The sequence below is a fragment of the Sinosporangium siamense genome (genome assembly GCF_016863435.1).
Classification (GTDB): Bacteria; Actinomycetota; Actinomycetes; order Streptosporangiales; family Streptosporangiaceae; genus Sinosporangium; species Sinosporangium siamense.
Window position 1 is genome coordinate 140,576 of the sequence record NZ_BOOW01000041.1, and the last position, 14,809, is coordinate 155,384.

Sequence of the window (14,809 nt, forward strand, 5' to 3'; positions counted from 1 at the left end):
CCTGTCTGGAAGAGGGCGGGATCGGTTCAGCCGGTGCCGCTGGAGGGGTCGTCGGTGGTCGGTTCGGTGGGAGTCGGCTCTTCGCTCGGCGGTTCCTCTGCCGGCGGCTCCTCCACGGGCGGCTCCTCTGCGGGCGGTTCGTCCGGTTGCCCGGGTTCCTCGGGCACGTCCGAACAGGTCCCGGCGTCGCCGGCGTTGTCGAGGTACGGTTCCCACAGGTAGCCGGTGACGCCGTTGACCTTGGCCTTCACCCACCGGTCGCTGGTGGTGCGGTCGGTCGAGACCGTGCCGCCCGCGGTGTGGCACAGCACGGTGGCCACGCTGCCGAAGGGAGCGGTGCCGAGCCGGGTGCTGCTGCGGTAGGGCCCGCTCCGCACGGCTACCACGTCGGCGTTGACCGTGGTGCGGTCGCTCGCGTCGGCGCCGTAGTGGTCGGCGATGGCGTCGCACATGCGGGTGGAGGAGCCGACCCACATGACGGTGTAGCCTCTGCCGTCGCGGGTGGTGCGCAGCATGTTGAAGCACGGGCGGTCGGCGGGCGCGTCGGCGGCGACGAGTCCTTGTCCGCCGCTGCGCCCGAACGGGAGCTCAAACTGCTTCAGCAGGACGCAGCGCGCCGTGTCGACCACGGCGTCGGCACCGCCGCGGACGACCACGACCGCGCCGATCGACCAGCGGGGCCGCCGGTGCTGGTAGAACCGTACGGCCAGCCGGTCGGTGCGGTAGGCGCACTCTTGGACGTCGGTCAGTTTGTCGAGCCGGCCGGCGAACTTCGTGACGCCTCTCAGGAATCCGTTCTTTTTTAATCTGCCCTCGTCCGCGGGGGAAAGGGCGCCGACCACTTTGGCGACCAGTTTCGCGACGCCGAGACAGGGGTTCTCCACCGTGGTGGCGTCTCTGACGGTCGGCAGCACACCGACGGTCAAGGCACCGGCTTTACGGCAGTTGCCGGCATTCGACTTTTTGTTTGTGCCGGAAGACACCGCCTCGACGTCCATGCATCCGGTCACGAGCAGTGCGGCAGCCGCCAATGCGGCGATCAGCCGTGTACGGTTGGGTGACCCTTTCACCCCGCTCACCTCGTTGTTCCGCGCCTTGCTTGTTCGTGGGCCAAGGTTCTCCCGGAGCGGTAAGCGGGCACATCCGTGCAGACACGTAAATATCTGGGGACTTGAGTGGCTGCACCGATGCCCCCGGCATGCCCGATGGGCGACAGTGGTGGGGAAGGGATCTCAGTCCGGCCACACAGGCGTCGCGGCGACCGGCGCCCAGATCGGAGGCGGGCGTGACCGCCAGACGCAGGCTGCTGATCGTGGACGACGACCCGGCGTTCCGTGCGGTCGCGCGCGAACTGCTCGACGGCGAGGCGTTCCACGTGGTGAGCGAGGCGGCGACCGGTTCGGCCGGCATCGGCGCGGCGAACGGGGTGCGCCCGGAGGTGGTGCTGCTCGACGTGCAACTGCCCGATGTGAGTGGATTCGACGTGTGCCTGACACTGATGCGTTCGCACGCGGAGATCAGTGTCGTGTTGTGCTCGGTGAGGGACGCGTCCGACTACGGGCCGCTCGTGGCGGAGTGCGGGGCGCGTGGATTTGTCGCTAAATGGGCTTTGTCGACCGAGGAGCTAATCCGTGTCCTCGACGGCTGAGGTGCGTCGTAGAGTTCTATCGTGAAATCGCGTTGACCGGGATCCTGGCGCCAAGAGAGACTCTGCATGTGGAGCCGGGAAAAACTGGCGAAATATCACCTTGGTGGCACCGACATGGCGCAATGTGGGGACTTGCCCTGTTTGGGGTGGTGTTTGGCGTCGCGACCACAACCATCGCGGCGAACGACCCGAACGCCGACCCCTTCCGGGTCACGGTCCACGCGATCAGCGGATCGCTTTACTTGGTTTCCGGAATGCTGGCGCATTATCGGCGTCCCGCCAACCGGATCGGCCTGCTTATGCTCGCCGTCGGCATCAGTTTTCTCTCCGAGGATCTTCAATTCTCCCCGACCGCCTGGATTCACACCCTCGGCCAGCTGACCGCGTCCACCTCAAGTGCGTTTCTCGCGCATTTGGCGCTCGCGTTTCCCACGGGCCGCCTCGAAACGCGCCCGCGGCGGGCACTGATCATCACCGGCTATGCCGGAGTCGTCACCATGGGCTTCTCGACGGCGCTGTTCAGCGACCAGGCCGCCCATTTCCGCGGCAACGCGCCCGGCCTTCTCCTCATAGTCGATCTTCCCTACTTCAACCACGCCGTCCAGACCGCAGGACGTTTCCTCGCGGCCTTCATCGCCGCCGCGATCGTCATCATCTTGATTCGCCGCTGGTGGCGGGCCAATGCCGTACTGCGGTCCCTGCTCACGCCGGTCATCGTCGTCATGCCCGCCACCGGCGTCATCACCGCCGTGGGGCTGGCGCTCCGCGACATCGTGCCGACGCATGACGCGTTCGTCCGCGCCTACGATGTGCTGTTCGCCGCGCTGCCGCTGATGCCGCTGATCTGGATGCTGCACTATTTCGTCGGCCGCGGCACCGTCAACAGGCTGGCCAGGCGGCTCAACGAACCCCTGCGAACGGCCGAGATGCAAGACCTCCTCGCCCGCACACTCCGCGACGATTCCCTGCGAATCGCCTTCTGGAGCGAGGCCGGACTCGTCGACATCCACGGCGTGCCCCTGGCCATGGGCTCCGGGCGGCCACCCCGGACGATCACCGTCATCGGCCGCAGCGGCAACCGGCAGGCGGTCCTGGTGCACGACCCCCTGCTGTCCGAGGACCCCCATGTGCTGGAGTCCGTCACCGCCGCGACCGGCCTCGCCCTGACAAACCAGGACCTGTCCGCCCAGGTCGCCGCCCAGCTCGCCGAGGTACAGGCGTCGCGGGCCCGGATCGTCGAGGCGGCCGACGCCGAACGCCGCCGCATCGAACGCAACCTGCACGACGGCGCACAGCAGCGCCTGGTGACCGCGCTGCTGTGGGCCAACGCCGCCCGCCGCCGCCTCGGGCAGGGCGAACCGGCGATCCAGGAGCAGCTCACCAGGATCGCCGCCCAACTGGAGGCGGCGCTGACCGACATCAGGGAACTGGCGCGCGGCCTGCACCCGGCGATCCTGACCGAGGCCGGGCTGGCCGCCGCCGTCAAGGAGGTCGTGGGCCGCCTCCCGCCGGAGGTGCGGGTGCGGACGGAGATCGGGCCGCTGCCGAAGCTGGCGACGAACATCGAGTCGGCCGCGTACTTCGTGGTGTCCGAGGCAGTGACGAACGCGCTCAAGCATGCTCATGCCGTACACGTCGAGGTTGCCGTGGCGTGCGCCGACGGCGTGTTGTCGGTGTCGGTGCGCGACGACGGCAGAGGCGGCGCGAACGCGAGTGGCGGCTCCGGGCTGCAAGGACTGCTCGACCGCGTCGCGACGGTCGGCGGCACCCTCACTCTGAACAGCCCCGAGCAGGGGGGAACCACGATCAAGGCGGTATTGCCCGTTGACCACACCTGACAGAGCGCCGCTGCGCGTGGTGCTCGCCGAGGACGCCGTGTTCCTGCGCCAGGCCATCGCCGAGATCCTGCGCGCCGAAGGGGTGGACGTGGTGGCGGAAGTCGGCGACGTCCCGGCCCTGCACGCCGCCGTCGACCGGCACACGCCGGATGTGGTGGTCGTCGATGTACGGCTCCCGCCGACATTTCAGACCGAAGGGCTTCGCGCGGCCGCGGAGCTGCGCCGCACCCACCCCGGCACCGGAGTGCTGGTGTTGTCCGCGCATGTGGAGACCCGCTACTTGTTCGCCCTGCTGGACGGGGCTCCACGAGGGGTCGGTTATCTGCTTAAGGACACGGTGAGCGGGGTCGATGCCTTCGTCGACGCCCTGTATCGGGTGCGGTCGGGTGGCTATGTGGTGGATCGGGCGGTCGTGGACGCGATGCTGGCGGCACCACGCCAACCGGCTGAGGTACTCAGCCCGGCGCAGCACGCCGTACTGGCCTTAATGGCGCAGGGGTTGTCCAACCAGGCTATCGGTGCGCAGCTCTTTCTTACGTTGCGTACGGTGGAGGCTCATATCCGGGGCATCTTTGTGCGGTTGGATCTGCCGCCGGCGCCGGACTACCATCGCCGGGTGCTGGCGGTGCTCGCCTATCTGCGGCCTGAGTCTTTGTAGGGCTGGGGCTCGTCCGCGCGGAGCTGTTCCGGAGCTGTTCCGGAGCTGTGAACGGACAAATCTTCTACGACTTTTTCGTTGATCAGGTCATATGTCTTGGGGCATTTCCCCTGGCAGCGTTGTATCGGGACCAATACCTGACAGGTCTCCCAAAGCACAACGAAGGGGTCATCGATGCTGAACGGAGTACAGACCGGTGCGGCCATCACCGGGCTCGGCGCCACCACTCCCCTGGGCGGAGACGTAGCCTCCACCTGGGCCGGGCTGCTGGCGGGACGCTCCGGCATCACCCTGATCGAAGAGGAATGGGCCGAAAACCTGCCCGTACGGATCGCCGGACGCCTCCAGGTCGACCCCGCCGAAGTGCTCGGACGCGTCACCGCCCGGCGACTCGACCGCTGCCAGCAGGCCGCCCTCGTAGCCGCACGGGAAGCATGGGCCGACGCCGGAGCCCCCGAGGTAGAACCCGAACGCCTGGCCGTCGTCATCGGCACCGGCGTAGGCGGCGCCCTCACCATGCTGGCCCAGGACGACCTCCTGGAGACCTCCGGCGCCCGCAAGATCTCGCCCTACACCATCCCCATGCTGATGCCCAACGGCCCGGCCGCCGCCGTCAGCATCGAGTTCGGCGCCAAAGGCGGCGCGCACACCCCGGTGAGCGCCTGCGCCTCCGGAGCCGAGGCCATCGCCCTCGCCCTCGACCTCATCCGCCTCGGCCGCGCCGACGTGGTGATCGCCGGCGGCGCCGAAGCATGCGTACACCCCCTCACCCTCGCCGGCTTCGCCCAGGCCCGAGCTCTCTCCTCACGCAACGACGCCCCCGAGGAAGCCTCCCGCCCCTTCGACGCCGACCGCGACGGCTTCATCCTCGGCGAGGGCGCCGCCCTCATGGTCCTCGAACGCCGCGAATTCGCCGCCGCCCGCCGCGCCCGCCCCCACGCCGTCCTCGCCGGCGCCGGCGTGACGTCCGACGCCCACCACATCACCGGCGCCGACTCCGCCGGCCAGAAGCGCGCGATCCGCCTGGCCCTGAACTCCGCCGACCTCACCCCCGAGGACGTAGGCCACGTCAACGCCCACGCCACCTCCACCCCAAGCGGCGACCTCACCGAAGCCCAGTCCATCACCGAAGCCCTGGGCACCCACCCCGCAGTGACCGCCGTCAAATCCATGACCGGCCACCTCTGCGGCGCCGCCGGCGCCATGGGCGCCCTGGCCACCACCCTGGCCCTCCGCGACGGCACCATCCCCGCCACCCTCAACCTCACCCAACAGGACCCCAAGGTAGACCTCGACATCGTCACCGGCCACCCCCGCCAGGGCCGTTGGACCGCCGGCATAGCCAACTCCTTCGGCTTCGGCGGCCACAACGCCTCCCTGGCCTTTATTACGGCCGATTAGCTTCAACGTGGGAGTGCCAGACTGTCTGGCAAAACGGCGGTGAATCTGTGCCGCTTGATCGGATCCAGTGAGTAACGGAGCAAGACCTCTCACGTGAGCCTGGACCCTCGACGCCGTCCTGCTCGACCGACCCCCGGCCTGATGACCTCCTCAGCCGTTCGTCAGGGCCCGGAGGCCGGGCCGCGCCGTTGCGCCGTGCGGATAAGGATGTCGACCAACTGCACGCGATCGACCGCACCCGCCGAGTCGTCGCCGAACCTGGCGACCTGAAGGGGGCCGACCTGGTCGAGGAGCACGCCTTCCCGCAGCAGGACGAAGTCCAGCGCCAGCAGTGCCGCTCGCCCATTCCCGTCAACGAAAGGGTGGAAAACGCAACGTCCATGTAGGTGCGCGCCGCCCGCGCCTGCAGGGGCACGGCCGGATCGGCGCTGTCGCTCAGGCATCGTTCCAAGTCCGCCTGGGTGGACGGCGTCAGGCCGTGGCGCTCACGACCGCCTTTCGCGTAGGCGACACCGTGCCGGAAGTGGGCCTCGGGCACGTTCAGGACCACCCGCTGCCACCGTGCCATTAGCTCGAACGCGAGCGGCGCCCTCCGGTCGGCGTCCGCGCGGGCCAACGCCACAGCCGACAGCAACCTGTCGGCACGGTCGGAGTCACGGCGGCGGACCGTCCCATCGCACCAGGCCGCGAACCCGTCCACGACCCCCGCGACGGGCCCGGTGACGGTCGTGCCGACGCTCGCCGACCAGTCGACGTGCCGCCTGACCTGCCGCCAGTCCTCAAGCGCGTCACCGGTCACTGTACGGCTGCCGCCCGGTCACCCTCACCGCCAGATCCGTGCCCACGGCGTCGAGGACCAGGCGTTCAGGCCCGACCCAACTGTGGAATCGCCCGCCGATCGCCGCCTCCACCACTTCCTCCGCTGCGGCCTGCTTCACCCCGGTCGAGGTGAGGAACCACCGCAGCACCTGCTCGCGGTGCCCGTACCAAGCGCTCTCGGCTTGGCTACGATCCACCACCACCGTCACTAAGCGAACCGTCGCCCGTTCCACGTGCCAACTGCGGTGCTCCTCATCGGACTGCGGTGCCGAAGCCAGGTCCGCGAAGCGCTCGGCGAGGTCCTCCAACCGGCCTCGCCACTCCACCAGCGACTCCGCGACCATCTCGGCAGTCTCGTCCGGCTCGATAACCCAGTGGGACCGGCAGCACCAACTCGTCACCACGCCGCCATCTACATCGGCCTCACCGACGCTCCAGTTCCAGCCGCACGCCCACCGCCCGTAGCGCGTGACCAGGAAGTCGGTCACTCCGTCGAGAAATCGAAACCGCTCGCTCTGGTCTGCTCCCCGCGGCGGCACCATGGCGGCGACCACCCTGGTGACCTCGATCTTCTCGATCTCATCCCACGCGAAGGGATGGCGCGCCGGGTCAGCTTCCGGCCAGGTCAAATGTCGCGGATGGCGCGGCCTGTCGCACAGGTTGCTGGACGTGATGGCCCCCAGATCGAACAGCACCGATTCCATCTCGAACCCTACCGAGTCTGGATCAGCCACTCAGGAAATCCAGGTCTCGTACAAATGCGCCCGAGGATCGTCCTTACAGGCAGTTGGCGAGCACGGCGGCCAGTAGAAGCTCGCCCCACGGCGATAGAACGGGCAGGGTGGGCGTCGGGGCTGCCTGATGATTTGGTGCGGCCGGTCCTTTGGAGCAAGCCATCTGTGGCGTGATATCGGGGATGCGGCAGGTAGGGCATCGTTGTGGTTGGGACGGTGGCGGTGTAGTTCGGCGGTCCAGTTCGGTGAGGTGGTGGCGTGCAGGAGCAGTGGTCCGCCGCACTGAGCGACCAGGGTACGTACGTTGCGGCCGTTGGCTAGTACTCCAGCTGTAGATCGTTGCCGGGGTCCTGAACTGGGGGAAACGAGGACGGCCACCGCCGATCATCCTTGTTTGTGAAGACAAAAGAAGATCACACGGTGGCCGCCGACCACAGCCTAGTACGCGCACGGTGGCGCACGCTGACCGATGACCTGATGGGACGGATCGCAGGCCGCTTCACACGGGTGGAGACCCGGCGGCGGACCCGCACCCTGGTGGAGGCCATGCGGGCCGAACTCCCGCGCAAGAACTGCTGGACCCTCGCCGAGCATGCGGGCGACACCTCCCCCGGCGGGATGCAGCACCTGCTGTCGCGGGCGAGCTGGGACACCGACGGAGTACGCGACGACCTGCGGGACTTCGTCGTCGAGAACCTGGGCGGCACCGGGACGGTCCTGATCGTCGACGAGACGGGCGATCTGAAGAAGGGCACCCGCTCGGTCGGAGTGCAGCGGCAGTACACCGGGACCGCGGGGCGGGTGGAGAACAGCCAGGTCGCGGTCTACCTGGCCTACTCCACCGAGGCCGGGCACACGTTCATCGACCGGGAGCTGTACCTGCCGGCCTGCTGGACCTGCGCCCCCGGCCGGTGCCGGGAGGCCGGCGTCCCCGCAGGGGTCGGGTTCGCGACCAAGCCCGACCTCGCCCTTCGGATGATCGTGCGCGTGCTGGGGGCGGGGGTGCGGGCCGGATGGGTGGCCGGCGACGAGGTCTACGGGCAGAGCCCGGCGCTCCGAGGGGAGCTGGAGCAGCGGGGGGTCGGCCACGTGCTCGCGGTCGCCGCCCGGCATCGGGTGGACACCGGCACCGGCGGTGTGCGCGTCGACGAGCTGGTCGCGAGGTTGCCGGGGCGGGCCTGGCAGCGCTGCTCGGCCGGGCGGGGCGCCAAGGGCCACCGCTTCCACGACTGGGCGCTGGTGGCCGTGGAGCCCGGAGAGGCGGGGTGCCGGTGGCTTCCGGCCAGGCGCAGCCGCCGCACCGGCGAGTACGCGTTCTACCGGTGCCGGTCGCCCTGCCCGGTTCCGCTGCGGGTTCTGGTGGGGGTGGCCGGGCGGCGCCGGGCTGTGGAGGAGTGCTTCCAGACCGCCAAGGGGCTGTGCGGTCTGGACCAGCACCAGGTGCGCACCTGGACCTCTTGGCGGCGCTGGACCGTGTTGGCCATGTGCGCTCACGCGCTGCTGGTTGCGGTGGCGGTGGCTGTGCGGCCGGCGGTGACCGGTGAGGGTGCGGTTCCCTATTCCGCGGCTGAGGTTCGGCGCCTGGTCGGTTCACGGGTGGATTCGCATGTTCAGAGGTGGTCTGACTGGCGCCGTCGTCATCAGGCGCGTGCTCGGGCGAGTCATTACCGGCGGCAATCTGCCTACGAGCCGTAGAAATCACGATCTACAGCTGGAGTACTAGGGGAAGCAGGGGGTCATGGCGAGTCATGTGTTGGGGCTGCCACTGGTCGTACCACTTGGATCCATGAATCATGAATGCACGCTATCGTCCGACGACCCCATCTATTTGGCATATTTAATATGCGATAATACTTTCGAAAACTGCCACCCTCGCCCTGTGGATGTATGCATAGACGCACCCTGATCTCAGTCTCGTCATTGCGCGGTTCGCAGGGTGCGTAGTTGTGTAACCAATCTGATATGACCATAACGCTAGCTATTCAAATGTCATGAAAAAGATTCATGTAGGGATCTGGCCTCGCGTTGAGGCATACGCCTGGCGAATCAGGCTATTTTCGGTCGGGCCCAATATCCTATTTTGTCCCAAAAGGGGACCTATCGGATTGGTGAATACTGTGTCAGTATCGCGATCTATCGATCATTAAGGTAAGTGTCAACTCTCATGAATCGAGCTCCGATCCACGAGGCCTTCTTGGCGTGCGCGACGAACGGGCGCGGAGGAACTGGCGTTGAAATACGAGTTATTCGACTACCAGGAGTCCGCGGCAGCGGTGGTGTCGAAGTATCTGGTCAAGGCTGCTCATGACCATGCGGACGACGCCGACGAGCGCACGGCCGTGGTACTTGCCGCACCAACGGGCTCAGGCAAAACGGTCATTGCCACCTCAGTGATCGAAGCGTCCCTCGATGGTGACGAGGCCGCTCCGGGCATCGTGGACGCGACGTTTCTCTGGGTCACTGACGACCCCTCGCTGAATCGACAGACTTTGCACAAAATGATGGCCGCCTCCTCGGCGTTAGCTCCAAACCGCCTGATCACAATCGAGAACGATTTTGACGAGGAGGTCTTTGCTCCCGGTCGGGTCTACTTCCTCAACATCCAAAAGCTCAGCTCATCAGCCACCTTGTCCAAGTCACTAGTCGACGGACGAACCTACTCTTTGTGGGAGACCATCAGTAACACGGTGTCCAAACGGCCGTACGGATTCGTGGTGGTGGTCGACGAGGCGCATCGCGGCATGGCCACGGCCCGTAGGACCAGAGACACGATCGTCACACAGATCATCGGCGGCGGCGCCACTGGCCGCACTCCGGTCCCGGTGGTATGGGGGATCTCGGCGACTCCGAAGCGGTTCTTGTCGGCCATGTCCGAACTCGGCCGCACGACGAAGACACATCCCGTCCGGATCGAGGACGTCCGTGCTTCGGGGCTGCTGAAGGATCAGATCATCCTGGGCCATACGCGTGGAATCGATGCAGCCGAATCCACCTTGGTTCGACACGCGATAAAGCGTGTGCGTGAGTACGACCACAAGTGGGCTGACTACACCGCGTCGATGTCTGAACCACCGGTGCACCCTGCGCTGGTCGTTCAGGTCGCTGACAAGCCGAGCAGCAAAGATCTCGGTGATCTGGTGGGCACCATCATCGAAGAGTGGCCGGATGTCACGCCGGCTAACATCGTGCATACGTTCGCCGACCACACCCTCGCAGATGCGGGAACGTACCAAATCGCTTGGTGTCCTCCGGAAGACATCCAAGACCGAATAGACATCCGCGTCGTACTATGCAAGACAGCGATCACGACTGGCTGGGACTGTCCTCGAGCTGAAGTTCTGCTGTCGCTACGCGTGGCCAAGGACATGGATTTGATCACGCAGGTCATGGGTCGCATGGTGCGTACCCCTTTGGCCCGACGCATCTCTACGGACGAGGATCTCAACGCTGTTCACTGCATCTTGCCCAAGTTCGATCAGGCCGCCGTTGATGCCATCGCGGAGCGGTTCAAAGCCGGTGACGACGAGACGCTCGCGACGGGAACCAAGGTCGTCACTAAGCCCGTCGAGTTGACGCGTAATCCGAGCCTGAGCTACGCGACAAAGTCTGCTGTGTCAGTTACCACCGCCGTGATGGACGACGAGCCGGGAACCGAGTTCACGCTCCGGGGAGAGCATGAACCTGTGAATCCATCTTGGACTGTTACGCCCACGACGACGCCTAGTCAATCGACCGGACTCCCAGTCGGGCAAACGCCGACGGAGACGGGGGAGCTCCCTAAGGACGGGCTATTCGCCGACCCTGCACCAGACCAGGCGCTGACCCCGACAGGGGACAAGAGCGCGTTCGACGTCATTGAGTCCCTGCCTTCCTACACCATTCCACGCCGGACGCGCTCGCGATCACCGATCCTTCGGCTGTTCAACCTGGCAATCCTGCTGGCGGCAGAGCACAACGGGCAGTCGATCGATCCTTATGCCCTAACGCGCGCCAGGAACGCCCTACTGGCCGTCATAGACGCCCATCGCGTCGACTTAGAAGCCACAGGAGAACTCGCGACTCTGCGAGAGAGTGCCGCCAGTGCCCGGCTGTTCGAACGCTCTGTCAGCTTGGCCAACATCGGTGAAGGCCAAGCTGAGACTGACACGGTCCTTCACCTCGACGCCCGCGGGATTGGCATTCTCATGGACCGAGCCCGCGCCGCTCTTCCTCAAGGCCTGGCCAATGAGTATGTGGATCGCCTGGCTACAACAGACGAGGAAGTCACCGAAGCGATGATCACCACCATCGCCGTGGCCAGTGATCCGAAGCTGCCTGGGCAACTGGATCAACGGGCTTCCCAACTTGTTGAGGAATGGTTCACCTCCTACGGTTCGGCGATGACTCGGCTCCCAGACGGAGAGAAGGACCGCTTCGACCGCATTAAGGAAGAGTCTGACCGGCCACTTCCGACTTCGATTAGCCTGCCTACCCGTCGAACTGACGACGCCGAAGGAACGGTGTGGGAGCGCCACGTTCTCTCGGATGCGGACGGCAATTACCAGGTCAAACTCCATGACTGGGAAGAACACGTGCTTCGTACCGAACTCAAGGCCGGGGCCGTTGCTTGGTACCGCAACCCGTCCAGCGGCCGGCACTCTCTGCAGATCCCATACGCAACCGCGATGGGAACCGCCGGGCTCGCGCCAGACTTCATCTTCGTCAGCCGCGTTGGCGACGAACTGGTCGCCGAGCTGATCGACCCACACGGCACCCACCTGGCCGACGCGGTGCCCAAGCTCAAGGGCCTGGCCGCGTATTCGAGCAAGCATGGCTCACGCTTTCACCGCATCCAGTCCATCGCCAAGATCGAGGGCGACTACTGGATGCTCAACCATCTCAACTCGAAGGTAAGGGCAGCCATCGAGGCGTACCAGGGCACTGACGCGGCAGAACTGTTCCGCTGGCACGCGATCAACTACTGAGACGACCATGGCGCACATCGACAACCTGATCGACGCAGTCAAGGATCCGCAACTGCGCGATGCTCTTCGTGCCGAGTATGACAAGGTAACCAAGACCCGGCGATTCGGCCTCGTCTACGACCGGCACCAACCCGAGACCGTCATCCTCCCGAAATTTCCCGTCCGCGCCGGGGACAAGGTTCAGGTTCTCCAGGGAGACACCCGTGACCGCACTATGGTCGAGGGCACGGGAATCTGGACGATCATTACGACCAATCGTGATGACGGCAAAGCTCTGCTGAGTGACTCCGAGGGCAACACCCGGAGCGAATCACTCGATCGGCTCGTCGTCATCCGGGAGTTTGGCGACCCCATCTATCCCGGGCTGAAGTCGACTGGCCAGATAATCCGCGGAGGAGGCGTTGAAGGCAATACCGGTGGCAAGCCGTTCCACACTGTCATCAATGCCGAGAACTATCATGCCCTTCAAGCACTGTTGTATCCCTATGAAGGCCGAGTCGACGCCATTTATATCGACCCGCCCTACAATACCGGCGCCCGTGACTGGAAGTACAACAATAACTACGTCGATGACAAAGACCCCTACCGCCACAGCAAGTGGCTTTCCTTTATGGAAAGACGCCTTCAGCTCGCGAAGCGCCTTCTAAACCCCGCCGACTCGGTCCTCATCGTCACCATCGACGAGAAAGAGGTCCATCGCCTCGGCCTGCTGATCGAGCAGACCTTCCCAGCGCAACAGGCCCAGATGGTCTCCATCGCCATCAACCATCGCGGTGTGGCCCGTGCTAAGGAGTTCACGCGGGTCGAGGAGTACGCCTTCTTTGTCTTCATCGGCGACGCGGGGCCTTGTCTGACCGGAGACGATCTGCTCACCGGAGAGGCCAACGACTCCCAAAGGGCGGAGGCCGTACGTTGGGAACGGCTGATCAAGGGCAGCAACAACGCCCTGCGCCGCGATCGCCCTAACCTCTTCTACCCGATCTTCATTGACCCTGCGCACCGCAGAATCGCCAAGGTCGGTGACCCGATACCCATCGACGCCGACCGAAACAGCGTCCCGGGTGAACTCGGCTTGGTCGCTGTCTGGCCCATCAGCATGACAGGGGAAGAGAAGCGCTGGCAATGCTCGGCCGCCACGCTCCGTGACCTCGTGGCCCACGGGATGGCGAAGGCCGGCGCGTACGACCGAAAGAATGACCGGTGGAGCATCCTTTACCTCAACCGAGGACAACGCGAGCGCATCGACCGGGGCGAAATCGTCGTCACAGGACGCGATGAGAACGGTGTCCTGGAACTGCAGATGAACGAGCGCCCCATGCGTGCGGCGATGAGCATCTGGAACAGGTCCGCACACAACGCCGGGTACTACGGTTCGGGAGTCCTCTCAGCCCTCCTCCCCGACCGGAAGTTCCCCTTCCCAAAGTCTCTCTACGCCGTGGAGGACTGCTTGCGGTTCGCCGTGGGTGCCAAAACCGACGCCCTGGTTCTCGACTTCTTCGCGGGTTCCGGAACGACGATGCACTCGGTCGCCCGACTGAACCATGCGGATGGCGGCCATCGTCGAAGCATCCTTGTGACCAACAACGAGGTGTCCGCGAATGAGGCCGTTCAGCTACGCGATCAGGGCCTCAACCCTGGCGACCCTGCCTGGGAGGCGCTGGGTATCTTCCAGCACGTGACCATGCCCCGGGTCCGTGCAGCCCTCACAGGTGTGGATTCAACCGGGAATCCGGTGAAGGGGGGCTACAAGTTCGTCGATGAGTTCCCGATGAGTGACGGCCTTGCCGAAAATGTCGAGTTCTTCGACCTCACCTACGAGGACGTAGCCTTGGTTTCCCTTGGCCGTCGTTTTGAATCAATCGCACCACTGCTCTGGCTCAAAGCTGGCGCCCTTGGCGAGCGCATCGACAGCGTCGACAGGACGCGCGGTTGGGCATTACCTGACGCAGCAACCTACGGCGTTCTGTTCGACACTTCGACCTGGCCGAGCTTTATCAGCGCAGTCGCGAATCGCAGCAGCGCGGCTTTACCGCTCACGCACGTGTTTATCGTCACGGACTCGACCGTTGAGTACCAGCAGGTTGCAGGCCGTCTAGATCGACGCTTGTCGATCACCAGGCTCTACGCCGACTACTTGCGCAGCTTTGAAATCAATCTTTTGCGATAAGTGAACCGCATCGGGATCGGTAGGGGGTATCAGCCTCCTGTGGTGCATGTTCGGAAATCGATGAGAGCCTGCCGTAGGGCAGGAAGTCCCACTGGCAGCCGGTCCGGCTCTGATAGAGGATCGCGTTGACGATCTCCCGTATCTCGTAGCCGCCCTGATGGCCGCTGACCGAGGCGTGTGCGGTCTTCCACGCCGTGATGACCGGCTCGATCAAGGCCTACCGCTCGTCGGATAGGCGCTCGGGTACGGCTTACGCTCGCCCGCCGAACCATCCCAGCAGATCCGGGCCGGTCAGCCAGGCATAACGTTCCAGATTCGCTCGATTATAGTCCGACACGACGGGGCATCAATTCGCGAACCGCCCTCTTCGGAGGGCATCAAGGATGAATTAGCACGGTTCCAAGGCATGCGTCCACTGCCCGAAGTACGCCGATTGAGCAAAGCACGATGAACCCGGGGTGTTGAAGCCGGCATGCCTGCACTTTGTCCGACCGATGTCACGCTTCCCGTCCGATCTCAAGTTGGGGCGGAAACGCCTGGATCTCAAGGACGCGGGCGTGCGGCTCCCGGGTCTGCTGGT

General features: G+C 65.2%; 11 protein-coding genes. 7 read left to right on the top strand and 4 right to left on the bottom strand.

The window, feature by feature from the left end; all coding sequences use genetic code 11:
• Positions 1-26 precede the first annotated feature (26 nt).
• Positions 27-1,070 (bottom strand): SH3 domain-containing protein, encoded by a 1,044-nt coding sequence (locus tag Ssi02_RS30830; protein ID WP_204031080.1) that lies wholly within the window; start codon positions 1,068-1,070, stop codon positions 27-29.
• A gap of 215 nt (positions 1,071-1,285) precedes the next feature.
• Here Ssi02_RS30830 and Ssi02_RS30835 point away from each other — a divergent pair, with 215 nt between their 5' ends.
• The 4 genes from Ssi02_RS30835 to Ssi02_RS30850 all read left to right on the top strand — a co-directional run bounded on the left by Ssi02_RS30835 (position 1,286) and on the right by Ssi02_RS30850 (position 5,545).
• Positions 1,286-1,648, top strand: coding sequence for a response regulator (locus Ssi02_RS30835; protein WP_204031081.1), 363 nt, complete (start codon positions 1,286-1,288; stop codon positions 1,646-1,648).
• Between the two features lie 122 nt (positions 1,649-1,770).
• Positions 1,771-3,486 carry a sensor histidine kinase gene (locus Ssi02_RS30840; RefSeq protein ID WP_204031082.1) on the top strand — a complete coding sequence of 572 codons (1,716 nt, stop codon included), beginning with the start codon at positions 1,771-1,773 and terminating at the stop codon, positions 3,484-3,486.
• Complete coding sequence (locus Ssi02_RS30845) at positions 3,473-4,144, top strand: response regulator transcription factor (protein WP_239130116.1); 672 nt, start codon at positions 3,473-3,475, stop codon at positions 4,142-4,144. The genes Ssi02_RS30840 and Ssi02_RS30845 overlap by 14 nt, the downstream gene beginning before the upstream one ends.
• A gap of 174 nt (positions 4,145-4,318) precedes the next feature.
• On the top strand, positions 4,319-5,545 hold the full coding sequence (locus Ssi02_RS30850; protein ID WP_204031083.1) for a beta-ketoacyl-[acyl-carrier-protein] synthase family protein: 1,227 nt from the start codon (positions 4,319-4,321) through the stop codon (positions 5,543-5,545).
• 161 nt (positions 5,546-5,706) lie between these two features.
• Here the strand turns inward: Ssi02_RS30850 and Ssi02_RS30855 are convergent, their stop codons facing one another.
• Together Ssi02_RS30855 and Ssi02_RS30860 are read right to left on the bottom strand one after the other, a co-directional pair.
• Positions 5,707-5,988 carry a Fic family protein gene (locus Ssi02_RS30855; protein ID WP_204031084.1) on the bottom strand — a complete coding sequence of 94 codons (282 nt, stop codon included), beginning with the start codon at positions 5,986-5,988 and terminating at the stop codon, positions 5,707-5,709.
• 345 nt (positions 5,989-6,333) lie between these two features.
• On the bottom strand, positions 6,334-7,068 hold the full coding sequence (locus Ssi02_RS30860) for a hypothetical protein (protein WP_204031085.1): 735 nt from the start codon (positions 7,066-7,068) through the stop codon (positions 6,334-6,336).
• 507 nt (positions 7,069-7,575) lie between these two features.
• On the opposite strand from Ssi02_RS30860, the gene Ssi02_RS30865 reads away from it, so the two are divergent.
• The 3 genes from Ssi02_RS30865 (at position 7,576) to Ssi02_RS30875 (ending at position 14,229) form a co-directional block, all read left to right on the top strand.
• Entirely contained in the window at positions 7,576-8,793 is a 1,218-nt protein-coding gene (locus tag Ssi02_RS30865) for an IS701 family transposase (RefSeq protein WP_204031102.1), read from the top strand.
• A gap of 536 nt (positions 8,794-9,329) precedes the next feature.
• Positions 9,330-12,062, top strand: coding sequence for a DEAD/DEAH box helicase (locus Ssi02_RS30870; protein WP_204031086.1), 2,733 nt, complete (start codon positions 9,330-9,332; stop codon positions 12,060-12,062).
• Between the two features lie 7 nt (positions 12,063-12,069).
• Positions 12,070-14,229, top strand: a complete 2,160-nt coding sequence (locus Ssi02_RS30875; protein WP_204031087.1) for a site-specific DNA-methyltransferase — start codon at positions 12,070-12,072, stop codon at positions 14,227-14,229.
• On the opposite strand, the gene Ssi02_RS30880 is transcribed toward Ssi02_RS30875, so the two are convergent.
• Positions 14,213-14,443 (bottom strand): transposase, encoded by a 231-nt coding sequence (locus Ssi02_RS30880; RefSeq protein ID WP_239130118.1) that lies wholly within the window; start codon positions 14,441-14,443, stop codon positions 14,213-14,215. The two genes, Ssi02_RS30875 and Ssi02_RS30880, sit on opposite strands and share 17 nt — an antisense overlap.
• Positions 14,444-14,809: the final 366 nt, after the last annotated feature.